19 protein-coding genes are annotated in these 23,291 nt (G+C 50.8%); 13 read left to right on the top strand and 6 right to left on the bottom strand.

What is annotated here, in order from left to right; translation table 11 throughout:
• The first annotated feature begins 90 nt into the window (after positions 1-90).
• The 4 genes from JNUCC32_RS05690 (at position 91) to nagE (ending at position 6,263) form a co-directional block, all read left to right on the top strand.
• Entirely contained in the window at positions 91-2,772 is a 2,682-nt protein-coding gene (locus tag JNUCC32_RS05690; RefSeq protein WP_192571329.1) for a CHASE3 domain-containing protein, read from the top strand.
• A gap of 280 nt (positions 2,773-3,052) precedes the next feature.
• Positions 3,053-3,940: a PRD domain-containing protein gene (locus tag JNUCC32_RS05695; protein ID WP_096774442.1), complete on the top strand. Its 888-nt coding sequence runs from the start codon at positions 3,053-3,055 to the stop codon at positions 3,938-3,940.
• Between the two features lies 1 nt (position 3,941).
• Positions 3,942-4,439: a PTS sugar transporter subunit IIA gene (locus JNUCC32_RS05700; protein WP_192571330.1), complete on the top strand. Its 498-nt coding sequence runs from the start codon at positions 3,942-3,944 to the stop codon at positions 4,437-4,439.
• A 354-nt stretch (positions 4,440-4,793) separates the two neighbouring features.
• On the top strand, positions 4,794-6,263 hold the full coding sequence (gene nagE, locus JNUCC32_RS05705; protein ID WP_119847568.1) for an N-acetylglucosamine-specific PTS transporter subunit IIBC: 1,470 nt from the start codon (positions 4,794-4,796) through the stop codon (positions 6,261-6,263).
• 78 nt (positions 6,264-6,341) lie between these two features.
• Here the strand turns inward: nagE and JNUCC32_RS05710 are convergent, their stop codons facing one another.
• The 3 genes from JNUCC32_RS05710 to JNUCC32_RS05720 are packed head-to-tail and all read right to left on the bottom strand — an operon-like array spanning position 6,342 to position 9,993.
• Positions 6,342-7,481 carry a Ger(x)C family spore germination protein gene (locus JNUCC32_RS05710; RefSeq protein WP_192571331.1) on the bottom strand — a complete coding sequence of 380 codons (1,140 nt, stop codon included), beginning with the start codon at positions 7,479-7,481 and terminating at the stop codon, positions 6,342-6,344.
• A complete protein-coding gene (locus JNUCC32_RS05715) occupies positions 7,478-8,884 on the bottom strand; it encodes a spore germination protein (RefSeq protein ID WP_192571332.1) in 1,407 nt (468 codons plus the stop codon). The genes JNUCC32_RS05710 and JNUCC32_RS05715 overlap by 4 nt, the downstream gene beginning before the upstream one ends.
• Positions 8,881-9,993 (bottom strand): GerAB/ArcD/ProY family transporter, encoded by a 1,113-nt coding sequence (locus tag JNUCC32_RS05720; RefSeq protein WP_192571333.1) that lies wholly within the window; start codon positions 9,991-9,993, stop codon positions 8,881-8,883. Before JNUCC32_RS05720 ends, JNUCC32_RS05715 begins: the two co-directional genes overlap by 4 nt.
• A 226-nt stretch (positions 9,994-10,219) precedes the next feature.
• On the opposite strand from JNUCC32_RS05720, the gene JNUCC32_RS05725 reads away from it, so the two are divergent.
• Positions 10,220-11,608: an amino acid permease gene (locus JNUCC32_RS05725; RefSeq protein ID WP_192571334.1), complete on the top strand. Its 1,389-nt coding sequence runs from the start codon at positions 10,220-10,222 to the stop codon at positions 11,606-11,608.
• Here the strand turns inward: JNUCC32_RS05725 and JNUCC32_RS05730 are convergent.
• Positions 11,605-12,240: a LysE family transporter gene (locus tag JNUCC32_RS05730; RefSeq protein WP_192571335.1), complete on the bottom strand. Its 636-nt coding sequence runs from the start codon at positions 12,238-12,240 to the stop codon at positions 11,605-11,607. The genes JNUCC32_RS05725 and JNUCC32_RS05730 overlap by 4 nt on opposite strands.
• A gap of 241 nt (positions 12,241-12,481) precedes the next feature.
• Between JNUCC32_RS05730 and JNUCC32_RS05735 the strand changes: the two genes are divergently transcribed.
• The 4 genes from JNUCC32_RS05735 to odhB all read left to right on the top strand — a co-directional run bounded on the left by JNUCC32_RS05735 (position 12,482) and on the right by odhB (position 18,411).
• Positions 12,482-12,991: a metallophosphoesterase family protein gene (locus tag JNUCC32_RS05735; RefSeq protein ID WP_192571336.1), complete on the top strand. Its 510-nt coding sequence runs from the start codon at positions 12,482-12,484 to the stop codon at positions 12,989-12,991.
• 116 nt (positions 12,992-13,107) lie between these two features.
• On the top strand, positions 13,108-14,007 hold the full coding sequence (locus JNUCC32_RS05740; protein WP_228468884.1) for a DUF72 domain-containing protein: 900 nt from the start codon (positions 13,108-13,110) through the stop codon (positions 14,005-14,007).
• 247 nt (positions 14,008-14,254) lie between these two features.
• Positions 14,255-17,131: a 2-oxoglutarate dehydrogenase E1 component gene (locus JNUCC32_RS05745; RefSeq protein WP_096774433.1), complete on the top strand. Its 2,877-nt coding sequence runs from the start codon at positions 14,255-14,257 to the stop codon at positions 17,129-17,131.
• Positions 17,132-17,136: 5 nt separating this feature from the next.
• Complete coding sequence (gene odhB / locus JNUCC32_RS05750; protein ID WP_192571338.1) at positions 17,137-18,411, top strand: 2-oxoglutarate dehydrogenase complex dihydrolipoyllysine-residue succinyltransferase; 1,275 nt, start codon at positions 17,137-17,139, stop codon at positions 18,409-18,411.
• A gap of 75 nt (positions 18,412-18,486) precedes the next feature.
• On the opposite strand, the gene JNUCC32_RS05755 is transcribed toward odhB, so the two are convergent.
• Entirely contained in the window at positions 18,487-18,654 is a 168-nt protein-coding gene (locus tag JNUCC32_RS05755) for a hypothetical protein (RefSeq protein WP_176502423.1), read from the bottom strand.
• Positions 18,655-18,828: 174 nt separating this feature from the next.
• On the opposite strand from JNUCC32_RS05755, the gene JNUCC32_RS05760 reads away from it, so the two are divergent.
• The 3 genes from JNUCC32_RS05760 (at position 18,829) to JNUCC32_RS05770 (ending at position 21,280) form a co-directional block, all read left to right on the top strand.
• Positions 18,829-19,911, top strand: coding sequence for a lactonase family protein (locus tag JNUCC32_RS05760; RefSeq protein ID WP_192571339.1), 1,083 nt, complete (start codon positions 18,829-18,831; stop codon positions 19,909-19,911).
• A 238-nt stretch (positions 19,912-20,149) separates the two neighbouring features.
• Entirely contained in the window at positions 20,150-20,941 is a 792-nt protein-coding gene (locus JNUCC32_RS05765) for an SDR family oxidoreductase (RefSeq protein WP_192571340.1), read from the top strand.
• Between the two features lie 90 nt (positions 20,942-21,031).
• Positions 21,032-21,280: a YuzB family protein gene (locus JNUCC32_RS05770; protein WP_015736210.1), complete on the top strand. Its 249-nt coding sequence runs from the start codon at positions 21,032-21,034 to the stop codon at positions 21,278-21,280.
• Between the two features lie 99 nt (positions 21,281-21,379).
• Here JNUCC32_RS05770 and JNUCC32_RS05775 read toward each other — a convergent pair whose 3' ends face one another.
• Positions 21,380-22,285: an oxygen-dependent tRNA uridine(34) hydroxylase TrhO gene (locus JNUCC32_RS05775; protein ID WP_009590706.1), complete on the bottom strand. Its 906-nt coding sequence runs from the start codon at positions 22,283-22,285 to the stop codon at positions 21,380-21,382.
• Between the two features lie 200 nt (positions 22,286-22,485).
• On the opposite strand from JNUCC32_RS05775, the gene JNUCC32_RS05780 reads away from it, so the two are divergent.
• Positions 22,486-23,124 (top strand): SGNH/GDSL hydrolase family protein, encoded by a 639-nt coding sequence (locus tag JNUCC32_RS05780; RefSeq protein ID WP_096774429.1) that lies wholly within the window; start codon positions 22,486-22,488, stop codon positions 23,122-23,124.
• The last annotated feature ends 167 nt before the right edge of the window (positions 23,125-23,291 follow it).

A 23,291-nucleotide genomic window follows, 5' to 3' on the forward strand; every position in this document is an offset into this window, starting at 1 on the left:
AACTGGTTTTGCTTGTAAACCATTTTCATAACAATTACTATGAGAATATGAGCAGACTTATACTGATCGATAACAAGGGAGGTTAGCCGTATGTCTAACAACCTGAAATTCAACATCCGCAGCAAGATTGTCATCGGCTATTTATTGATATTAATGTGTCTTGGAGCTTTTCTCTGGATTGTCTCCGACCGTATCTCTTCCCTGCAGCAAGAAGCGGATTTTATAGAGAAACATGATATCGAAGTACATAATCTCACGCATGAAATCGAGAAGAATATGCTGGAGATGGAAACCGGCCAGAGAGGGTATGTCATTACGGGCGATGAAACCTACCTGGAGCCGTTCAACCAAGCGCTGTCGTCCTGGCAGATCAATTATAACAAGCTGTACAAGCTTGTGAGCGATAACTCGGAGCAAGCCAATCATCTGGAAAATATTAAGGAGAATATCAAAGAGTGGATTACCAACGCCGGACAGCCTGCGGTTCAACTCATGCAGCTGGGACAGGATGAAGAGGCCCTTCATTTCTTTATTAACGATCCCGGAAAGCAAGCGATGAATTCCATTCATGAGCTGTTCCTCTCCTTTCGAAGCAAGGAACGTGAACTGACAACCAGCAGAATCGAAGAAATGAAGGAGAGCAATGCCCGTTTATTGTACACGATGTACCTGTTATGGGCCGGAGCGGCACTGATCACCATATGTGCGGCTTGGGTCATTTCGAAAAGCATCGTAAAGCCGATCAATCAAGTAACCAACGTCATCTCCGACATTGTCAAGGGAGGAAACCTCTCCCAGCGAATCCATGTGCATTCCAATGACGAGGTCGGCCAGTTGGCCGATACAACCAACGAACTGCTCGCACAGGTTGGCAGGCAGAACTGGGCCAAGGACCATGTTTCGGTCATGTCGACGATTCTTCAATCGTCCGATCGCGTGGAGACGGCCGTGCAATTTTTCATCCATAAGCTGGCTTTGATCATGAAGCTTCCGTACGGGGCGGTGTTTATTACCCGGTCAGGATCGGAACTGGTTAAGGCTGCTGCTTTTGCCGACCCGGACGGAGAGCCTTGGAACAAGGTCAGGGATCGCTTCCTGCCGGGCGAAGGTTTGGTGGGGCAGTGCATGCTGGAGCAGCGCATGATCATACTGGACGATATACCGCCCAACTATGTGCGAATCGAATCTGGACTCGGCGATGCCGAGCCTTCGACGCTGCTGCTGGCGCCCGTGATGTTCGAGGGACAAGTTCTCGGCGTGATCGAATTGGCCAAGTTCAAACCCTTCGATGAGCTGGAGATTCAACTGATCGAACAGTTGAATTTTCAGCTTGGAGTGACCTTGAATTCGATTCAAAGCAAAATGGAAATCCAACAGCTGTATCATGAATCACAAACGCTGAACGAGGAACTGCAGAGCCAGACCGAAGAGCTGCAAGCGCAGACCGAGGAGCTTCAAACGCACTCCGTGGAAATGCATCTGTTGAATGAACGGTTGGGAGCCCAAAAGGAAGCGGCTTTAATCGCAGCCAGCGAATTGGAAAAATACGCGAAGGAGCTGGAGAAGAGCTCTAAATATAAATCGCAGTTCCTGGCCAATATGTCCCATGAGCTGCGGACGCCGCTGAACAGCATGCTCATCCTCTCCCAGATTTTGGCGGAGAATAAGCAGGGGAATCTGACGGAGGAAGAACAGCATTACGCTACCGTCATTCATAATTCAGGCAGTGAATTGTTGAATTTGATCAATGATATCCTGGATCTGTCCAAGGTCGAGGCAGGTAAGATGCAGATCGAAATGGACTTGGTGAACTTGACGGAGCTGCCGGAGCTGATGGAAGGATACTTCTCCAAAAGCGCGGAATCCAAAAATCTGGAATTTGATATCGAGATGGCGGATGACCTGCCCGACATGATGTACAGCGATGGGATGCGCCTTCATCAAATCCTGCGCAACCTGCTCTCCAATGCGATTAAGTTTACGGAGAGCGGCAGCGTGAAGCTGAAGGTAAAGAAAATGAATTCGATTGTCACTTCGGATTTCATTATCAGCGGCGACGTCATTGCTTTTTCCGTTGAGGATACCGGCATCGGGATTGCGGCAGAGCATCTACAGCCGATCTTCGAAGCATTCCAGCAAGGCGAAGAAACCACCGCCAGAAAATTCGGAGGCACGGGTCTCGGCTTATCCATATCGCTGCATTTAGCCAAACTGCTTGGCGGGTATATAACCGTGGAGAGCGAAGTAGGAATCGGCAGCACCTTTATATTATATTTGCCGCTCGTCACGGAGAGCGGTGCAGTCGACAGCCTGTTTATGCTGCCCGAAGTGGCTGCCACGGCAAGCGACAACAGCTTGAACGATATCCGGATGGAAGAGTACGAACAGGAGGAGCTTAGCCGGTTGGAGAACAAAACCGTATTGATCGTCGATGATGATATACGGAATGTGTACGCTTTGACCAATGCGCTGGAGAAACTCCAGTTGACCGTGCACACAGCCCAGAACGGTTTCGAGTGCTTGGAGCTGTTAAGCAAACATTCATCCATCGATGCGGTATTGCTGGATACGGTCATGCCTGAAATGGACGGCGTCGAAACGATGAAGCGGATTCGGGAGAACCCGGAGTGGAGCGATCTGCCACTGATCGTCATGAGCTCGAATGCGATGAGGGATTCGGATCAATACCTTGGAGAAGGTGCGAACGGCTATCTTCACAAGCCGCTCCAACTCCGCGAGGTCATCCTTATCCTTCAGAAATGGATAGGGTAATAAGCGATCAAGTCAAGTCCCGGATATGACGGCGCTAATGTGCTGTTCCTTGCAAGGGCATGTCGTAAGTTGACGAATGCAAGCGGGTTGTTTTATGATGGAAACATAGTAGAAACATAAAACGGCGTGTTACCTGAAGCAGGGCATGAGCCAAGAAGAGACATCTTTATTTAAGGGGGTCTTTTCTTGGCTTTTTCAATGTTCATGCGGTGGGAGTATTTCTCCGCAAATGAATCCTATGGCGGAACACTGTTTAAACTTAAAGGAAAGGGGGAAGTTAATGAGCGGGATCGAGTTGTTTACAGTCGTTCGTGTTATTGGTAACAATGTCGTGATGGTTACTGGCGGCAAAAAAGAATCGGAATATGTCATCTTAGGCAAAGGCATTGGCTTCGGCGCAAAAATAGGCGGTACGATCGCTTCGGACGATAAGCGGATTGAAAAGCTGTTCAGGCTGGAGGATCGGGAGCAGTGGAGCCAAGCTCACCATCTGCTGGAAGAATTTGATCCGCAGGTGATGGAGATTACGGATCAAATACTGAATCTCATCGGACAGGAATTTCCGGGCACATTGAATGATAAGGTATACCTGGCGCTTCCAAGCCATATCCAGTTTACGATCTACAGAATCCGCAAAGGCATGGATATTATCAATCCTTTCCTTGAAGAAACCCGGATCAGCTTCCCAAAAGAATATGATATCGCAGCCAAGGCAGCGGAATTGATCGGCAAGACCTTCGATATAGAGGTTCCCGAGGATGAGATTGGCTTCTTGACCTATCATGTGTATTCGGCCGTCAGTCATGTACCCGTTGGCCATCTGGTCAAGGCATCGAACGTGGTGGGAAGCCTGGTGAAGTATATTGAAGAGGAGCGGCAGGTCGCCTTTGACCGGGGAAGCATGGATTATGTTCGTCTGCTCATGCATTTAAGGTTCTCGGTAGACCGCATTCTGAATCAGGAAATCCATGTCGATAATCCGTTCGCGGAACAGATCCGCTCCAAGTTCACGCAGGAATACGGATTGGCAACACGTCTCGCAGGCATGATGGAGAAAGAACTTGGCAAGAAAGTGCCCGAAGCGGAGGTCTGCTTTCTGGCTATGCATTTATACCGGCTCTTCACAGGCCGACTACAGCAAAAGAATCAACCCAGGGAGGAATCTTAACATGTTTGATCGTTGGAAAAAGAAAAAAACAGCTACTGTCATTCAACTCACAGCCCCATTGTCGGGTAAAGCCGTGCCTTTATCGCAAGTGCCCGATGAGGCGTTTGCTGCCGGACACATGGGCCAAGGCATCGCCATCGAGCCTTCCGAGGGCAAATTAATCGCGCCGTTTGACGGGACCGTTGCGCATGTCATCAAGTCCAAGCATGCCGTCATGCTCGAGGATCCCGCAACCGGCCTGCAGTATTTGTTCCATATCGGGATTAACACGGTCGGTTTGAAGGGTGAAGGCTTTACAAGCCATGTTCAAGCCGGTGACCAGGTGAAGTCGGGCCAGACGCTCATCGAATTCGACATGGCTGCGATCCGGGCCGCCGGTTATCCGACGATTACGCCGATTATCGTAACCAATGCGGATGAAGTGGCTTCCAAGGTGGACGGTCAGACCGGTGACGTCGTGTCCGGCCAAAATCCTGTTTTGACCATCGAATTGAAATAGTTTTCATTCGATAAGGAAATAAATATTGGTTATTGACAAAACGTGAAGACGTGAATTAAGATAACAACATCAAATGAATACGTTTAAGGCGTGTTACCATAAACATGGGCATGAGCCAAGAAGAAACGGACTATTTAATGCATAGTCGCCGTTCTTCTTGGCTTTTTTTGTTGACTTCGAATGATGATGGTTTCCATGCCGCCTTAAAATGATGAATACAAGAGCCCGCAAGGAGGAGGATTTTCTGAGGTATTTCTGTTCCGGAGTGAATGGGAAGAAGTGGTTATTATATCGACGCATTATGTAAACGGTTTCAGCAGAAGCTAAATTATTGAAGTTGAAAGGATGATTGACATGCTGGCTAAATTGCAAAAGCTGGGTAAGTCCCTTATGCTGCCGGTGGCCACATTGCCTGCGGCAGGTATCTTGCAGGGGCTTGGATTGATCGACTATCAAAAAGACATACCATTGGGAGCTCTCGGAGCTTTTTTGAATCAATATGTAACTCCGTTCATGACTTCAGGCGCCCTTGCCATTCTGGATAATCTGCCGATTATTTTTGCGATCGGCGTTGCGATCGGATTCGCCGGGGATGCCGTTGCGGGTCTCTCCGCTCTTATCGGGTACATGGTGCTTACAAGAGTGCTGGCGCAGGTGCCGCTGCAAATGCCGTTTATACCGGATGACGTAAAGCTGAATATGGGCGTTCTTGGCGGTTTCTTTGTCGGTCTATGGTCCGCCTACCTGTATAATAAATTCCACAACATTAAGATGCCGGATTGGTTGGGCTTCTTTGCGGGTAAACGCTTCGTACCGATCATCACGGCGGCCTCCACGATGGTGCTGGCAGTGCTGATCGGCATGATTTGGAGTCCGATCCAGGATGGCATTTCCGCCTTCGGCAACTGGGTTGTCGGTCTGGGAGGCATCGGTTCGTTCATTTTCGGTACGGCTAACCGCTTGCTGATCCCTCTGGGTCTGCATCACGTATTAAACTCCATCGCCTGGTTCCAGATCGGCGATTACACGAATGCCGCGGGCGAAGTCGTTCACGGCGACCTGTGGCGTTTCTTTGCGGGAGACCCGACGGCAGGCATGTTCATGTCCGGTTTCTTCCCGATCATGATGTTTGCGATGCCGGCTGCGGCGCTGGCCTTTATGCATACCGCCAAGCCGTCCAAACGCAAGCTCGTCGGCTCCATCTTTATCGGTTCGGCAGTGGCGTCGTTCCTGACGGGGATCACCGAACCGCTTGAATTCGCGTTCATGTTCATTGCTCCGGTACTGTATGTAGTGCATGCGATTTTGACAGGTCTTTCCGGATTGATCATGTATGTCCTGGATGTGCATTTGGGCTTCTCGTTCTCGGCGGGCCTGATCGACTACCTGGTGAATCTGAAGCTGTCTACCAATGCTTGGCTGCTTCTGCCGGTCGGCTTGGCTTTCGGAGTCGTTTACTATCTGCTGTTCAGAATCCTCATTGTCAAGCTGAACTTGAAAACGCCTGGACGCGAGGAAGACGACGACATGGATACGGTTTCTGACGATGGCGATACAGCTGCCCCGGCTCCATCCGGCGCGGCATCCAATGAGTCCAAAGCGGCCAAGGTTTTGCAAAACATCGGCGGTGCGGATAATATTACCAGCATCGATGCTTGTATCACGCGTCTGCGCCTCGTCGTTAAAGACGAGAAGGCCGTTAAGGATTCGGAGTTGAAAAAATTAGGCGCATCCGGTGTCATGCGTCTGGGTCAAGGCGCGGTTCAGGTCGTATTCGGACCGCAGGCGGAATCCATTAAAGACGAAATCAAAAAAATGATGTAAATGTGGCGGCAGCTGCTGCTAACGAGAGAAACCCTGTGCTATTCCAAGCACAGGGTTTCTCTTTTTTGCACAGGTTCATTATCGGTTCAGGCTTTTACGTTGTCCCCAATACCGGATGTTGACATTGACATCAAGCTCAAGCGGCGTTTCGTCGTAGATTTCCTTTTTCTGTTCCACTAATTTCTTCCAAAGCATGGGGTCTGTTCGGTACAATTGGAGACATAGTTCATAAGGATCCGCGTGGATCAATGCTGCTTTATGAAAGGTGTTCTGCAATTCCTTACGCAGGGTATCTTCCGTTAATCGCTTCATTTCCTTAATCCCCACCTGCTTGTATATATTCTGTACCGTGCCAATGACGTTCAGCTTGATTCGATACGAAGCATCGTTTGGCTTCCGGATGACTTCGATGGTAGATTGGGGCTTCTCCAGCCGAATGCTCCCGACTGCTTCACCGTCCGCCTGAACGACGACGGCAGCGTGAGTATTATTCGATGCTAACCAGCGGGTCCCCAGCAGATCGGATCGTGGGAGCCAGCCCATCAATTCTTTGTTCTTGATCAGAAATCCGCCGTTCACTTCCAATATCGGATGCTGCTTCAGATTTTCCGACCAGTTCTGCGTCGAAATATGAAGGGAGGGAAGCAGAACGGTTGCAGCTTTTTCCCGATAGAGACGAATAAAGTTCACGAATTGGATCGGACGTATAAACGAGAATTGGACATAGCTTTCCCTGGGTTCATGAAGCAGCGAGTGCAGGGGGGAGAGCTGAAAGAACGGCGACACCGTAAAGAGATCCTCCATCTTATCCTTGGTCCCGTATATCCATTTCGTATACCGGATTTCCTGCGAGCGGTTGGTCAGGTCGAACACTTGCGACAACTGCTTAGGTTTTAACACGGCTTCCGTAAGCACCAAAGCCGTCACATGACCCCAGGAGACCCGCTGCTGACTCGACGTGTACAGATCAACGAGGGCTTCAGTCAACGTGGTGCCGGTTCCACGGCCAACCCAGATAGGCGCTTTCTCCGTCTGTTTGTTGGATTCTTGTTTGGCAATCGTGGCAAAGTCAAGCATCTGCACGTATATGATATATTTCTCGTCCTTGTAATCCACGCCCAAAGCCGTGATATAGTTGATATCCTGGACTTCATTGTTGTCCCAGCAGCCTGAGAGCAGCAGAGATGTCAGGCATACGAGTATCCATACCCGCTTCATAACGCGCCGCCTTTTTTCCGTTTCCCCGGAAATCGCAAGAGATTGCCCAGGATTTTAGATATGGAGAAGGGCGAGAAAGGGGCAAGGTACGGCTGCCCGAACGGATTATGGTTGGCTGCATATTGAACGATCATGAAGACCGATATGAAGAAACCGAATAACCCGAACATCGAGGACAGGGTAAGGACAAAGAAACGCAAGATCGTTTGGCTGACAACAAAATCCTGATTGGAGTGGGTAGACCCCGCCACAAAGGATAGGGCGCCGATGACGGTCATCGTCGGCGAGAAAAAACCGCCCCGAATAGCTGCGTCGCCGATAATGATACCGGAAACCACCGTAATGGTCGACGCGATCGGAGAAGGCATCTGCATGCCGGCCTCCCGCAGCAGAGTGAGGAGAAACAGGATGATCAGCATCTCAAACCCGGTCGGGATCGGAAGGCCGAGCCTGGTATTCGCAACCGTTGCCAGCAGCGGAAAAGGGATTTGATCCTGGTGAAAGGCTAATAGCGTTATATAGAAGCCGGGAAGGAAAATGGAAATCAGGAACCCGAACATTCTCAGAATTCTCCAGGGCATCACGAAATAGAACGGCATTTGGGGGTCTTCGGCAGCGAACAGCAGCTGCATGAAGCTCGCAGGCGCGATCAATAGGACGGGACTTCCCTGCATAATAATGACCAAACGGCCGCGAGTCAGAGAGTCGTATGCCAGGTCCGTCCGCCCCGTGTAGTCAAACATGGGAAGCACGCTGTACCTGTACGGAGTCAGATGCTCCGCAAGCTCGCCGATCCCTACGGGAGGATCCCCGGCGTAATGGTTTAGCTTGTCCACGATGGCCGTGACGGTCTCCGGTATGACCTTGTCCTTTAAATACATGATGCCGACGGTGGTTTTGCTTTTGTCTCCAAGCTTAAAGGAGGAATAGACAAGTCCCGGTGATTTCAGCCTTTTGCGGATAAGTGCTACATTGATATCCAATTCCTCGACAAACCCGTCGCGAGGTCCTTTGACCGAGGTTTCCGTGGCGCTTTCTTCCGGCGTTCGGCCGATGGTTTTGCCGGCGCTGTACGAATACAGCTTATCGTCCTTAGGGAAATACAGGGCAACGTAGCCGGAATAAACAATGTCATCGACGGACTCCAAATCGGCATCGGCGACATCCAGCGTAAGATAATATTCAAGGTTGGTCGGGTCAAACGGATGCTTTTGCGAAACGGAAGTATTCCATTCCTTGCTGATGACAGGCAAAAAGACCTCGGACAACACTTTCGAATCGCACATCATCGGGCTGTAAACCATAATCGCCCAAGGCTCTTCATCCATTCCCGGGTAGGACGTTATATAGACGTCATCGGAATCGGCATAACGATCGCGCAATTGCTGTTCGGTCATGTTCATTGCGGCGTTTCTCCTTTCGTGGAACTGGCATCCTGCGGCTCTTGCTGATTCGGTTTGCGGATCAGGAAGAATAACAGGAGGCTTAGGATGGTGATATAAACGGCGGATGCGGGCAAGAAATAATCGGCCATGGCATAATACATTTTCAAATTGCTGATCGGTGAGGCGCACAGTATGATGAGCAGCGTGGTGACGGCTAATACGCCAACGCTCTGTCTGGACTTGGGAAGAAGGGTTTCGCAGAGCAAAAAAATCGAAATGGAAATGGAGATATAAGCTCCGCTAAGCCACTGGAAGATGGATAAAAAATCGACGTGTTCCACGAATTTGCCCAGCTTCACGAGACGCCATTGCTCATAGGCGGGGTACCGCTGAAGCTTCATTTCTTCCGGACCAAATTCGGCAATGCCGCCGATCGTGGGTCCAAACGTGAGGAAGATGAGAACCAGATGGATGAGCAGGATCGTAAGAAAACCGGGTTTTTTCTGCAGGTGAGGTCGCAGAAACAAGATCAGGATAAATTGGGACAGCCCTCCGAGCATGATAGGAACTCCGCTGAGAACCGGCATGAAGCCGTCCTCAAGGACAGGCAGCAAGTAACTGTAATTTTTCACTTTCAGATTGGACACGGATACGAATATGCCCAGCAAGACGACGCAAGGCAGCAAGATGCCGGCGGCAACGCCGATGGTTTTGATCCCGTGGTTAATGCTGATAAGGCATAGCATCATGAGCACGAATGCGGTGGCAACGACAGGGGTTTGGATCATGTAGGTCGATTTCGTCCAATCGATGACTTCCTTCAAGGTATAGAAGGCAAAAGCGAAGAAATACAAGCCGGACATGCCCATCGCAACGATGCGAACCGCCCTGCCGCTGCTTTCGTCCAACGCTTGCTTGATCGAACGGGAGCCGACTTTTTTGATGATTCCATAAATAAGCAGAATCCAGGGCATGAATAACACGGCCGACACGAGAATGGTGATCCAAGCATCCCGTCCGGACTTCTCCAGAAGCACAGGGATGATCATGACATGATTGGTCAAACCTGCCGTGAGCATCATAATCATAAACGCCTGATTCGTTGGAATACCGCGAGCTAATGACATGTGTGTGATCCCCCAATTCTGCTTTCTTCCGTTTATACTTCTCGGGGAACAGCCAAAATATGCGAGAGCATCCAGCCTCGGGCTGCATGAACCGTTTGCTCGTTTTTTCATCATGAACTTAAAAGGCATTTTTAGGCTCGGCGGCGTGGTACATAAATCACGGAGAATCCCTTCATAATAAGGAAAGTTTTGATCGAACACATCACGATATCCGGAGGACATAACCGTGAACAGAGGAGCGAAAACGGAGGCAGGGGAAGCAAAAGGGAATCTGAAGTGGTGGCAGCTATCGCTGCTGGGAGTCGCATCAACGATCGGCACGGGGTATTTTCTCGGATCCGCGCTGGGTATCCGGCTTGGGGGCCCGGCTTTTCTTCTTTCTATTATATTGGCGGCGACGGCCACCTACTTCGTGTTTGATGTGCTGGCGCGAATGACGGCGGAGGATCCGCAAAAAGGCTCGTTCCGAACCTACGCCAAAAAAGCCTACGGCCGGTGGGCAGGCTTCTCAACAGGGTGGATGTACTGGTGCTCCGAAGTGTTGATCATGGGAAGCCAGATGACGGCGCTGGCGATATTCTCCCGCTTTTGGTTTCCTGGCGTTCCGATGTGGATATTCGCATCAGGTTATGCCGTATTGGGGCTTTTTGTCATATGGATCGGCACCAAGGGCTTCGACCGCCTGGAGAATGTGCTGGCTGTTATTAAGGTCGCTGCCATCGTCATGTTTCTTGTCATTGCCGCCGCCGCTTGGATGGGATGGTTGAAAGGCGGGAATAAGCCCCATGTTCCGGGCAGCATGAACGCCTTATTCCCGACGGGCGGTAAAGGCGTATGGTCGTCCTTGATCTTTGCGTTTTATGCTTTCGGCGGAATTGAAGTCATGGGAGTGATGGCCGTCCGCTTGAAGAATCCGAAGGAAGCGCCGAAATCGGGCAAGGTGATGATTCTCCTGCTGTCCGTCGTATATGTACTGTCTATTGGCATGGCCGTGATGATGGTAATCTGGAATCGATTCTCCACGACGAAAAGCCCCTTCGTTGTGGCGCTTAGCTCGTATCAGCTGCCTTTTATCCCCCATATATTCAATGCGGTCTTAATCATTGCCGGATTCTCGACGATGGTTGCCTCGCTGTATGCCGTAACCACGATGCTGGTCACGTTATCCGAGGATAAGGATGCGCCCAAGCTGTTTTCCAGAAAAATGTTTAAGCGCGATACGCCCATCTTCTCCCTTTCCCTAACCGCCGCCGGGTTGATTGTATCCATCGTGCTGTCTCTGCTCATGCCCGGCAAGATTTACGAGTATCTGACAACTGCGGCAGGCCTTATGCTGCTGTATAACTGGTTTTTTATCCTGATATCGGCCGGCCGGCTGATGGAGCTTACGGGATGGGGCAAGGTCAAAAGATACATCGGTATGATACTCATAGCGGCTGCCGTCAGCGGAACCGCCCTGCACCCGACGAGTCGGCCGGGACTCTGGATCAGTCTCGGGTTCATATTGTTAATCGGACTGGTCGTATTATGCATGCGCTCCGTGTGGAAGAAATCCGGTCAGGGCCGCGCGATGGAGAGGGAAAAGCGCAAGCTTAGCCCCAAACCGGCCCGTTAGAATACGAGCGGGTAAAGTAATGCCAGAGCTCGAATTTCGAAATAAACGCCAAACACGATTAGCGAGATCCCGGAAAGCACCGAAATGAGAGAAAGCGCCCGCTCGTTTAAATATCGGCGGAATACGCTGCCGAGCGCGGCCATGAACAAGTCCCACAGCACGACCCCGGCGATGACGGCAACGCTGTAGAGAAACAGGTTCCCGGACCCTTCGTCCGCAGCCGTTTTGACCAGGATGGAGCCGTAGATGCCGAGCCAGAACAGAATCGTCATCGGATTCGAGACGGACATGAGAAACCCGGAGAGCGTGCTTTTCCATAACGAATCATCGCTTTTTTCTTGACTGATCGTCACTTTATTGGCGTTCAGGATGCTTTCCAGCCCGGAATAGATAAGGACAAAAGCGCCGAACAGCCAGAGGAATGTCTGCATGAACGGCGTATTCAGAAAATGTACAACGCCGAGATAGACGAGGACCATATACAGGATATCCGCAAGGACCGCACCAATGCCGAACAGCCAAGCATGCCAGAACCCTTTCTTGATCCCCTTATCAAGCTGCGCCGCATTAATCGGACCAACGGGGGCTGATAGGGAAAGGCCAAGGATCATGTAGCTAATTAGAATACTCATCAACTTCCACCTCTCGTCTGGAACATGGATACCACAGCTTGTACCTGCTTGCTCGTACATTGTATTCGGCAGGCGGACAAACTAAAACTGGATTGGGAATTTTTTCTGCCTTAAAAAGACGTGAAAAACCGCGCAGCTCCCTGCGCGGTTTTATTTGATTTCGTTTATTTGATAGGATATAGATGAATGTCAGATGGCTGGTATTGCAGCATTACATAACCATAAGAAGAGGTGCATCCCAATGAGTCGCCCATATCGGATTACGGTATTGTCAGACACCCATATGCCCAAAAAGGCGAAGGAACTGCCAGACCCGCTGCTTGAAGATTTACGGCAATCGGAGCTTATTGTTCATGCCGGAGACTGGTCCGATTGGGCGCTCTACGAGCTGTTAAGTCAATATGCTCCCGTGGATGGCGTGGCCGGGAATGTGGATGACGCGCGGATCGTGGAACGCTTTGGGTATAAAAGACTGGTTGAAATCGAAGGCAAGCGCATCGGGATTGTGCACGGACACGGTCAAGGCGGAACGACGCCATCACGAGCCAGAAAAGCTTTTGCAGATACGGAGGTGGACTGCATCTTGTTCGGCCACTCCCATATTCCCTTTAAAGAAGATGTACAGGGGGTCCTGCTGTTCAATCCCGGTTCCGCTACGGATAAAAGGCGGCAGCCCCGTTATTCGCATGGAAGGATCGAGATCCTGGACGGTAACCTGGAAGCCCATCATGTTTTTTATGATCGGAAGTGAACGAAATCAAGGCATTGGTAAAATCAGTATGGGGCTGCCTGCTTTTGAAATCACCCGTATCAGGTTAATTAATAGAAGTCCCCGATATGGTAAATCATGTGGATGTGAGGATTGTTATGTCAAAGGAAGATAAACAAAAAGATGTGATTCAGGTAGGTTTGTCCGGGTGGGGGGATCATGACAAGCTGTACGACGAAGGGGCAAGGCCTGCAGATAAGCTGGAAATGTACAGCAGGCATTTTCCCATCGTGGAGATGGACAATTCGTTCTATGCCATACCCTCCCCGGAACAAATGACAAAATGGGCGGCAGCCGTCCCGGACCATTTCGGTTTTATTGTAAAGGCCTATCAGGGCATGACAGGACATGCCCGCGGACAGGGCAAGGACAGATATCCCAGCGTAAAAGCGATGTTCGATCATTTGCTTGCATCGGTCGAAGAATTGCGAGCGGCGGACAAATTAAGGACCGTGCTATTCCAATACCCGCCATGGTTTGGTTGCGAACGCAAGCATGTGGACACTCTGAAGCGTACGCGGGAATGGATGAAGGACGTTCCGGTAGCCTTGGAGTTTCGCCATCAGAGCTGGTATGCGCCGGAGTTTCGTGAGAAGACCCTCGAATTTATGCGGAGCGAGGGCTGGATCCACAGCATAGCCGACGAGCCGCAAGCCGGTATCGGATCGGTGCCGGTCGTGCTTGAGACATCGGGCACGGAGGCCGTGATGATCCGGATGCACGGACGAAACGCCGATGGGTGGCATTCCAGCGGTCAGCCCAACTGGCGAGAGGTCCGGTATTTGTACCGTTACAGTCCGGAAGAATTGGAACAGCTGAGAGGATGGATAGAGCAATTGCTAAAGAAAGCGAAGCAGTGCTGGATTATCTTCAACAACAATTCGGGAGGCGATGCTTCCGACAACGCCAAACAGCTTCTTCAACTGCTGGGGATGAACACCGGCCCCGAGCCGCTGCGGCAGATGGACTGGCTGGAAGAGGATATTTTTTCCGAATAAATGGGTTTAAATGGAACCCCATACAGGGAACTGGTGAACGAGCGGACAAATCGTCAAAAAATTGACGCAAATTCATCTGTTTCTGAGATCATTATTATATATAAAGGGTATTTTCGGTATTGAGGCCAAGTGTATTATAATGTAATCGTAAGAAAACGTTTATTTAATGTAAAATGTAGTATGCAAAATGTAAAATTAGAAATTCCGTCCTTGAGCAATCAAAATAATCTGACGGAGGGAGTCAGCGATGAAGACCCTTGACAGAATGACAGAGGGACCATGGCAGAAATATCACGGTCCGAACTTGGGGTACATTCAAGATCAGTATGAGAAGTTTTTGCAAGACCCGCAATCTGTGGAGCCAGGATACCGCGAGCTGTTCGCAAGCTGGGGACCGCCTCCATCTTTGGAAAACAATGAAAAGAAAGCGGATTCGCAGGGACAAGGTGTAAGCTACGACCCGCAATTGATGAAAAAAGGGGTAGCTGCCGGCAAACTGGTGTGGAACATTAGAACCTACGGTCATCTGGCCGCAGACATTGATCCGATTGGAATCGGAAACGAAGCCGACACGCGTCTGCTTCAACCGGAAAGCTACCAACTCAGCCAAGCGGATTTGGCCGCCCTGCCTGCAGAGATCGTCTGGGAGGAGGCTCCCGGCGATATCAAGAACGGCTTAGAGGCAATCCAGCGGCTGTTGCAACTATATACAGGCTCCATTGCCTATGAATTTAGCCACGTCCACGATGAAGAAGAACGCAAGTGGCTCAACCAGCAGGCCGAATCAGGCCGCTACTTGTCCGACATGAGCGTTGAAGAGCGCAGGGGATTGTTGAAGAAGCTGCTCGAAGCCGAGCAGTTCGAGGAATTCCTGCATCGCACGTTCGTAGGCGCGAAGCGCTTCTCGGTTGAGGGCAACGAGGCACTCGTGCCGCTGCTCGACGAGATCGTTCGCCAAATGGCCGAAGCGGATGTCAACTCCATTCTCGTGGGTATGGCGCACCGCGGACGTTTGAACGTTCTGGCTCATGTGCTGGGCAAGGATTACGGCAAGATTTTCTCGGAGTTCATGCACTCGCCGAATAAACATTTGGTGCCGTCCGAAGGCTCCATGGGCATCAACTACGGCTGGACGGGCGACGTAAAGTACCATTTGGGCGCGGACCGTTACCTGAAGAAGGATGAAGCCCGGCAGGTTCGGATCACGCTTGCGAACAACCCGAGTCACCTGGAATACGTCAATCCGGTAGTAGAGGGCTTTGCTCGTGCCGCCCAGGAGGATCGCAGCGAAGCGGGTTATCCGAAGCAGGATGTGAACAAAGCGCTGAGCATTCAGATTCATGGCGATTCCGCGTTCCCTGGCGAAGGCATCGTGCCGGAAACCTTGAACTTCAATAAATTGCCGGCGTTCCGTACGGGCGGATCGATTCACATCATCGTGAACAACCGCATCGGATTCACGACGGAAGGCAAGGATTCCAGATCGACCCATTATGCGAGCGATTTGGCAAAAGGTTATGAGATTCCGATTATCCACGTGAACGCGGATGATCCGGAAGCGTGTATCGCAGTGGCCCGTCTTGCCAGCGATTACCGCAACAAGTTCAAGAAGAGCATTCTGATCGATCTTGTCGGCTACCGGAAATATGGCCACAACGAGACGGACGATCCGGAAACGACCCAGCCGCTGATCTACCAGAAGGTGAAGAACCATCCAACCGTCAGCACGATTTATATGAAGAAACTGGTGGATGGAAACATTCTGACCCAAGAACAAGTGGACGGTTTGAAGAACGGCGTCGTGGAGGTCTTGAAGAACTCTTACGAGAACGTGAAGACGAAGGATCCGGTTGATCAGATTCTGCTCGGACTGAACCCTACGGACGGCAAATCCAAGACGGAAGCCGCGACGAATGTATCTGCAGAGGTGCTGCGCGGCATTAACCGCGAGCTCCTGCAGTGGCCTGAAGGCTTTACGGTATATCCAAAGCTTCAACGCATCCTCGAGCGGCGTAGCAATTCGCTGGACGAGGGCGAGAAGGTGGACTGGGGTCATGCCGAAACGCTGGCCTTCGCTACGATTCTCGCTGACGGCAAGCCGATCCGGATCACGGGACAGGATGCCGAACGTGCAACGTTTGCCCATCGAAACCTGGTGCTTCACGATGCGGTTAATGGAGAAACCTTCTGCCCGCTGCACCGGCTGCCGCAAGCCAAGGCATCGTTCGCGATCCACAACAGCCCGCTGACCGAAGCTGCGGTCGTTGGATTTGAATATGGCTACAATGTGTACTCTCCCGAGACTTTGGTGATCTGGGAAGCGCAGTACGGCGATTTCGTCAACTGTGCACAGGTGATCATCGACCAGTTCATTACGGCGGGCCGTTCGAAGTGGAGACAGAAGTCCAGCTTGGTGATGCTGCTTCCTCACGGCTATGAAGGAAACGGCCCAGAGCACTCCAGTGCTAGATTGGAACGCTTCCTCCAGCTGAGCGGCGAGGATAACTGGACGGTTGCGAATCTGACTTCGGCCGCCCAATATTTCCACCTGCTGCGCAAACAGGCTTCCCTGACCAACACGGACGATGCCAAGCCGCTGGTGGTCATGGCTCCGAAGAGCTTGATCCGTAACCCGCGTGTCGCGTCGCCTGTGAACGCGTTTAGCGAGGGCGGTTTCCAGAAGGTAATGGAACAGCCGGGTCTAGGTCAAACACCTAAGAAGGTGGAACGCCTTGTATTGTGCTCGGGGAAAATCGCGATCGACTTGGAAGACGCGCTGGATAAGCAGAAGGGTGAGGACCAATCCTGGATCCACATTCTTCGTGTGGAACAGCTGTATCCTTTCCCTAAAGAAGAAATTTCCCGTGTGATGCAGAAGTATCCGAACCTGAAAGAGATTCTGTGGGTTCAGGAAGAGCCTCAGAACATGGGCGGCTGGAGCTTCATGGAGCCGAGAATTCGTGAAATTGCACCTAAAGGCACAGAGGTCCGTTACAGCGGACGTCCTGAGCGTTCGAGCCCTGCTAGCGGATATCAGGATGTTCATGCTTATGAGCAACAGACCATCATTTCTTTTGCCCTTAATCGTAAAACTATAAATCAAGAGATCTCATTGGGGAGGTAGCGGCTGTGAGCGAAATTACTGTACCAGCTATGGGCGAATCCATCACCGAAGGAACGATATTCAAATGGCACGTAAAAGAAGGGGATAGCGTCAACATCGGTGATGTGCTGCTCGAGTTAGAAACGGATAAGGTTAATCTTGAAATTAGCGCAGAGTCTGAAGGCGTTGTGGAAAAAATCCTTCGTCAAGAAGGGGAGAACGTAACGATCGGCGAAGTGATCGGTCAAATTTCTCCGCAGGAAGGCGTTCCAAGTGCATCGGCGCCGAAGGCGGCTGAAGCTCCAGCCTCCGTGCAAACGGAAGCTGCTTCGGCACCCGCCGCAGAAGCACCGAAACCGCAAGCTCCGGTACCGGCTCAGAACGAGGAAGGAGCAGGTCTGACTGCATCGCCATCCGCACGCAAACTGGCTCGTGAACGCGGGATTGATCTGGACCAGGTACAGGGCCGCGACCCGATCGGTCGGATTTACCATGATGATGTGAAGAATCATAACGAAGCTAAGCCGTCTGCGGCACCTAGCAAGCCGGCAGCTTCAACGCCTGCACCGGCAGCACAAGCACCTGCTGCCGAGTATGGCAAACCGGTTGAACGTACCCGCATGTCCCGCCGTCGTCAAACGATTGCGAATCGTTTGGTCGAAGCGCAGCATACGGCTGCCATGCTGACGACCTTCAATGAAGTGGATATGACCGCGATCCTGGACGTGCGCAAGCGTCGTAAGCAAGCATTCCAAGAGAAGCATGACGTAGGGCTCGGTTTCATGTCCTTCTTCACCAAAGCGGTTGTGGGTGCGTTGAAGAGATTCCCGCATCTGAACGCCGAGATCGACGGCGTCGATATCGTCGTGAAGAAATTCTATGATATCGGTATTGCGGTATCCGCCAAAGAAGGGCTTGTCGTTCCGGTCGTTCGCGATGCCGATCGTCTTGGTTTTGCCGAGATTGAGAAGGAAATCGGCAATCTGGCTGCCAAAGCCCGCAATAACGCGCTGTCCTTGTCTGAGCTGCAAGGCGGTACGTTTACGATTACGAATGGCGGCGTCTTCGGCTCGCTGTTGTCTACGCCGATCCTGAATACGCCTCAGGTGGGTATCCTCGGCATGCACAAAATCCAGCTTCGCCCGGTAGCGATTGATGCTGAACGCATGGAAAATCGTCCGATGATGTACATCGCATTGTCTTACGATCATCGGATCGTTGACGGTTCCGAGGCGGTTCGCTTCCTGGTAACCGTGAAAGAGCTCCTCGAAGATCCGGAGTCGCTGCTTCTGGAAGGATAATCATCCAAGCCAAAGAGACTCACCTATATAAGAAGGCCGCATGGCAGTGTCCATGCGGCCTTTCTTATTGCGCGATTAGGATTTAGATTGATTTTTATCGTCTGGATCGGGAAGATCCCGGGGATTCCAATTCTCAGCCTGAGGCTCCACATCCTGATGCTTCTTCACCTTGTCGCGTTGTTCCTGGGAGTCGTTCTCCGTGTCCTGATGATTGCGTACTTCTTCGCTGTTCGGTTGTTTCATGGGAATACCTCCTTCAGTCAATGTAATACATACATACCCGGTATGGCAAAAGACAAACAGGCTGCAAACGGCGAGTCATTTGATTTTCATCAGGGTTGAAGTTAACATGGTAACTGAAAGCATCACTACATAGGACATGAAATGATAGATATACGAGAGGAGAGATCGGATTTTATGGCGAATCCATCACAGCGCACACTGCTGTTTACAGGTGCGTATGCGGAAGATAATCAAAGCGGGGTATGTGTTTATGAATTTAACGAGGACAGCGGCGAGCTGAAGCTGCTTGATGAAGTATCCGGCATTAAAAATCCCACTTTCTTGAACGTCGATCCGGATAACGGACGTTTGTATGCCATCGGCGAAATTGCAGATCAAGGCGGCAAAGCAGCCGAGGTCATCAGCTTTGAAATTGACCCGGAGGCCGGCAAACTGACCGAATTGAATCGTACCCGCAGTGTCAGCAGCTCCACTTGCCACATTCAGCGTGATGAATCCAGCAAGTATCTGATTGTTTCGAGTTATCATGGAGGCCTGGTAGGTCTTCATTCGATCGATGAGAATGGACAAGCCGGCAAACTGCTGGATGAGAAGAAACATACGGATCTCGTGACAGTGCGTGATGATCAGCAATCCAGAGCGCACTCGGCATTTTACAGTCCGGATGGTCAATATGTGTTCGTACAGGACTTGGGATTGGACAAGATTCTTGCATATACGATAAATGAGAATAAGCAAGAGCTGAGCTTTCACGGCGAAACCCAGCTGGACGCGGGCGTAGGGCCCCGTCATTTGGCTTTCCATCCCAGCGGTGCCTATGCTTATGTCATCAACGAGCTGAATTCCAGTGTCACGGTTCTTCGCTACAATCAAGAAGCGGGACGTTTAGAGGTGCTGGAAACGGTATCGACACTGCCTGCGGATTTTGACGGGGAGAGCTATTGTGCCGAAATCGCCGTGTCCCCGGATGGCAAAACGGTATACGGATCGAACCGCGGACACGACAGCATTGTAGTATTTAACGTGCATGAAGATACCGGTCGTTTAAGCCCGGTGCAATATATTTCGACGGAGGGCGGCCATCCGCGTCATTTTACGCTCATGCCGGGGGGGAAATTCCTCATCGTTGCCAATCGGGACGGGAATAACCTGGTATTGTTTAACGTGAATCCGGAAGACGGCAAGCTTGACTTTACCGGGTATACGGTTTCGCAATCCAAGCCGGTATGCGTTAAACCTGCGGTATTCCAACAATAGGCCTGGAAGACTTGATCCTCTCATAGGAAATGAATGCAAAGAGATCGTTCTTACGGCTCGTGTGGTAAGGTGTTACCATGAGGCGGGGGACGATTTCTTTTTTTCATCGGGTTAGGCATTACCGCTGGGATATGCTTGCTTGCTGCTTGCTGCACGGCAGGCTCGGATTGCCAAGATTCAGATACGGACTCGTTGGGTTATCTATAATCATGAAAACTTAAACGAGGAGGTTGTGGCAATGACAACAAATCAACGTTTGGATGGTAAAGTAGCCATCGTTACCGGTGCTGGTTCCGGAATCGGCCGGGCCGCAGCCCTTCTTATGGCAGAGCAAGGAGCTAAACTCCTGTTGATCGACATCGATCGTGAACGCGTAGAGAAAGTGAAGAAGACCATAGAAGATGGCGGGGGCGAAGTGCTCACGGGCAACTGCGATATTTCCAAAGCGGAATCGCTGAAGGATTGCTTCAGTCAAGCCACCGAGCAGTGGGGAAAGATTGATATCGTATTTGCGAATGCCGGTATTAATGGGACCAAAGCTCCGATCGAGATCATGGAGCTGGATGAATGGGATGCTACCATTAACACGAATTTGAGAGGAACGTTTGCTACGGTAAAATACGCGATTCCTTACTTAAAGGATCATGGCGGCAGCATCATCATTACGAGCTCCATTAACGGAAACCGGGTATTTACCGGGTTTGGTTTCTCCGCATACAGCACCACGAAGGCGGGACAGGTGGCCTTCATGAAGATGGCGGCGCTGGAGCTCGCCCGTTACAAAATCCGGGTGAACGCTATTTGCCCAGGTGCGATTGCAACGAATATTGATGAGAGCACCATTGCGAAGCCGGAGCTGGACGAGGTGACGATTCCGATTGAATACCCTGAGGGAGACCAGCCTTTGGCGGACGGACCGGGACAGCCATCACAGGTTGCTCAGCTCGTAGCCTTTCTGGCATCGGATGATGCTTCCCATATTACCGGTACGGAAATTTATATCGATGGTGCGGAATCCCTCATCCATTGATCAAACCCTACGATCGATTTGACAAATCCGGGCGTTTTCCTCATAATGAATGAACGAATTGTCAAATGAATAGTGGTGATAAAGATGGGGATGGGGATTGTTGTTGTGGAAATATGCGACAGCAACTTGATGAGTGCTTTGGAACTTGAGCATCTTGAGGAATTGTATCCCGAAATCGCTGTCCTGCGGGCGGATTGCATGAATCTTTGCGGTCTATGCAAGCTGCGGCCATATGCACTGGTGAATGGTAAACGTGTATTCGCGGCAACGACGGAAGAATGCGTCGAGAAGATCAAAGCTGCTATCGAAGCTGAATTGGCTGTTTTCCACGATATTTAATACGTCTGCATGCAGACGAGAACGTATAGTAAAAGGGCAAGGCGCGAATGATTCGCGCCTTGCCCTTTCGTTTGGTTATTGATACATGCCTTGATTGGATTAGGAAGCATTGTGGCTTGCAGCAACAATTTCTTCGCACTCCGCGGAGCAGCAGCCATGATGAAGCTCCTCACACTCTTCGCAGCACACATGCTGCAGGTGGCAGGCGTCATTGTCGCAGTTGATGTACCGATCTTCGGGCTTTCCGCAATGATGGCATTTGCCCACGATAACATCCTCGTCCGTTTGATTGATCGGAACGGAAATGCGCTCATCAAATACATAACATTTTCCGTCGAAGAGACGGCCCTGTACTTCAGGATCTTTCCCGTAGGTGACAATGCCGCCCTCAAGCTGGGCAACGTCTTTGAAGCCTTCCTTGAGCATAAAGCCGGTCAGCTTCTCGCAGCGGATGCCCCCTGTGCAGTAAGTCAGGATGGTTTTATCCTTGTGCTCGCTCAGGTTCTCGCGAATCCATTCCGGAAACTCCCGGAAGGATTGGACCTCGGGTCTTATCGCATTGCGGAAATGGCCGATATCATACTCATAATCATTCCGTCCGTCGATGACGATGACATCATCGCGCTGCAAGTGTTCAAAGAATTCCTGGGGCGATAGGCGTTTTCCGCTGACCACGTTAGGGTCGAGTTCATCCTCGACACGGAACGTAACGAGTTCTTCGCGGTGACGGACAAACATCTTTTTGAAGGCATGCCCTTCGGATGGGTCAATCTTAAACACCATATCCGCAAATAGCGGATTGGCGTGCATATCCTGCATATATTGCTCAGTCTGTTCAACCGTACCGGATACCGTACCATTGATGCCTTCGGAGGCAACCAGGATGCGTCCTTTAAGCCCGAGATCTTTGCAGTATTGCAGATGCTCGTCTTTGAACGCTTCAGGGTCCGGGATTTGAACAAATTTATAATAGAGAAGGATCTGATAGTTCTGTTGCTCTGACATGATTTAATCACCTGTTCTTTTTAAGATTCAGCCATACGTATACCTATAGAATTGTAGTGAATTCATTCCACATAGTCAACTTAAATGTATAGAAAGTTTGCCATGTTATGTGAATTTAAGGGGTTTCACGAATGCTTGAAAGCGGTTATGATGAAGGGGTGAGCAGGTGAACACTTTCATTATTGGAGGCGTTGAACAGCATGGTACATATCGAGCAAAATGCACTCGTATTGTTTCAAGGCGACAGCATCACCGATTGCGGGCGAAATTACGAGGAGTCGGACAGTTTGGGGCATGGATACGCGCTGATGGCTGCTGCCCGGCTTGGTATGGAGCTGCCTTTGAAAAGGCTGCGTTTTGTAAACCGGGGAATCAGCGGCAACCGGGTCGTCGATCTGCGGGGGCGCTGGGAGGAAGATTGCATCGATCTGGATCCGACATGGGTATCCATCCTGGTCGGCATCAATGAAACCGGCAGGAGGTTTAATCGCGGCGAAACCACGTCCGTGGAAGCTTATTATGAAGGCTACAGGGAGCTGCTAATCCAAACCCGCGAGCTGACCGGCGCCAGTTTCATTCTCATGGAGCCCTTCCTGCTGCCCGTTACGGAAGCGAAGAAGGAATGGCGAGAAGATCTGGATCCCAAAATTCAGGCCGTTCGCGAATTGTCGCGCGAATTTGAAACCTTGTACGTTCCGCTCGACGGCATATTCGCTGCGGCCAGCTCCAAGATTGAGATGAGTTATTGGGCGCCCGATGGCGTGCATCCATCGCCTGCAGGGCATGCTCTTATGGCAGATGCTTGGCTTGCGACCATGCAGGGCCGTTCCATTCTGTAGAGGTTATTATAAGATTTTTTCTACTATATAAATATGGTTTCGTTATACTGGCATCCCCGGAGACGTATGACATCCGGGGATGTTCTTTATGGAAAGCATCCTCCCTTAGAAAATCTTGATTGACGAATACAATTGGGTACATATAAAATGTTCATAATAGACCGTTG

Origin of the sequence: Paenibacillus sp. JNUCC32 (assembly GCF_014863545.1) — a bacterium.
In the GTDB taxonomy this organism is placed as follows: Bacteria; Bacillota; Bacilli; order Paenibacillales; family Paenibacillaceae; genus Paenibacillus_AQ; species Paenibacillus_AQ lautus_A.

Excerpts from the sequence above, each read along its gene's own strand:
- JNUCC32_RS05700 (WP_192571330.1), top strand. The coding sequence starts at position 3,942 with ATGTTTGATCGTTGGAAAAAGAAAAAAACAGCTACTGTCATTCAACTC.
- JNUCC32_RS05745 (WP_096774433.1), top strand. The coding sequence starts at position 14,255 with ATGAAGACCCTTGACAGAATGACAGAGGGACCATGGCAGAAATATCAC.
- JNUCC32_RS05695 (WP_096774442.1), top strand. The coding sequence starts at position 3,053 with ATGAGCGGGATCGAGTTGTTTACAGTCGTTCGTGTTATTGGTAACAAT.
- JNUCC32_RS05690 (WP_192571329.1), top strand. The coding sequence starts at position 91 with ATGTCTAACAACCTGAAATTCAACATCCGCAGCAAGATTGTCATCGGC.
- JNUCC32_RS05760 (WP_192571339.1), top strand. The coding sequence starts at position 18,829 with ATGGCGAATCCATCACAGCGCACACTGCTGTTTACAGGTGCGTATGCG.
- JNUCC32_RS05710 (WP_192571331.1), bottom strand. The coding sequence starts at position 7,481 with ATGAAGCGGGTATGGATACTCGTATGCCTGACATCTCTGCTGCTCTCA.
- JNUCC32_RS05730 (WP_192571335.1), bottom strand. The coding sequence starts at position 12,240 with ATGAGTATTCTAATTAGCTACATGATCCTTGGCCTTTCCCTATCAGCC.
- nagE (WP_119847568.1), top strand. The coding sequence starts at position 4,794 with ATGCTGGCTAAATTGCAAAAGCTGGGTAAGTCCCTTATGCTGCCGGTG.
- JNUCC32_RS05780 (WP_096774429.1), top strand. The coding sequence starts at position 22,486 with ATGGTACATATCGAGCAAAATGCACTCGTATTGTTTCAAGGCGACAGC.
- JNUCC32_RS05740 (WP_228468884.1), top strand. The coding sequence starts at position 13,108 with ATGTCAAAGGAAGATAAACAAAAAGATGTGATTCAGGTAGGTTTGTCC.
- JNUCC32_RS05775 (WP_009590706.1), bottom strand. The coding sequence starts at position 22,285 with ATGTCAGAGCAACAGAACTATCAGATCCTTCTCTATTATAAATTTGTT.
- JNUCC32_RS05735 (WP_192571336.1), top strand. The coding sequence starts at position 12,482 with ATGAGTCGCCCATATCGGATTACGGTATTGTCAGACACCCATATGCCC.
- JNUCC32_RS05720 (WP_192571333.1), bottom strand. The coding sequence starts at position 9,993 with ATGTCATTAGCTCGCGGTATTCCAACGAATCAGGCGTTTATGATTATG.
- JNUCC32_RS05770 (WP_015736210.1), top strand. The coding sequence starts at position 21,032 with ATGGGGATTGTTGTTGTGGAAATATGCGACAGCAACTTGATGAGTGCT.
- JNUCC32_RS05755 (WP_176502423.1), bottom strand. The coding sequence starts at position 18,654 with ATGAAACAACCGAACAGCGAAGAAGTACGCAATCATCAGGACACGGAG.
- JNUCC32_RS05715 (WP_192571332.1), bottom strand. The coding sequence starts at position 8,884 with ATGAACATGACCGAACAGCAATTGCGCGATCGTTATGCCGATTCCGAT.
- JNUCC32_RS05765 (WP_192571340.1), top strand. The coding sequence starts at position 20,150 with ATGACAACAAATCAACGTTTGGATGGTAAAGTAGCCATCGTTACCGGT.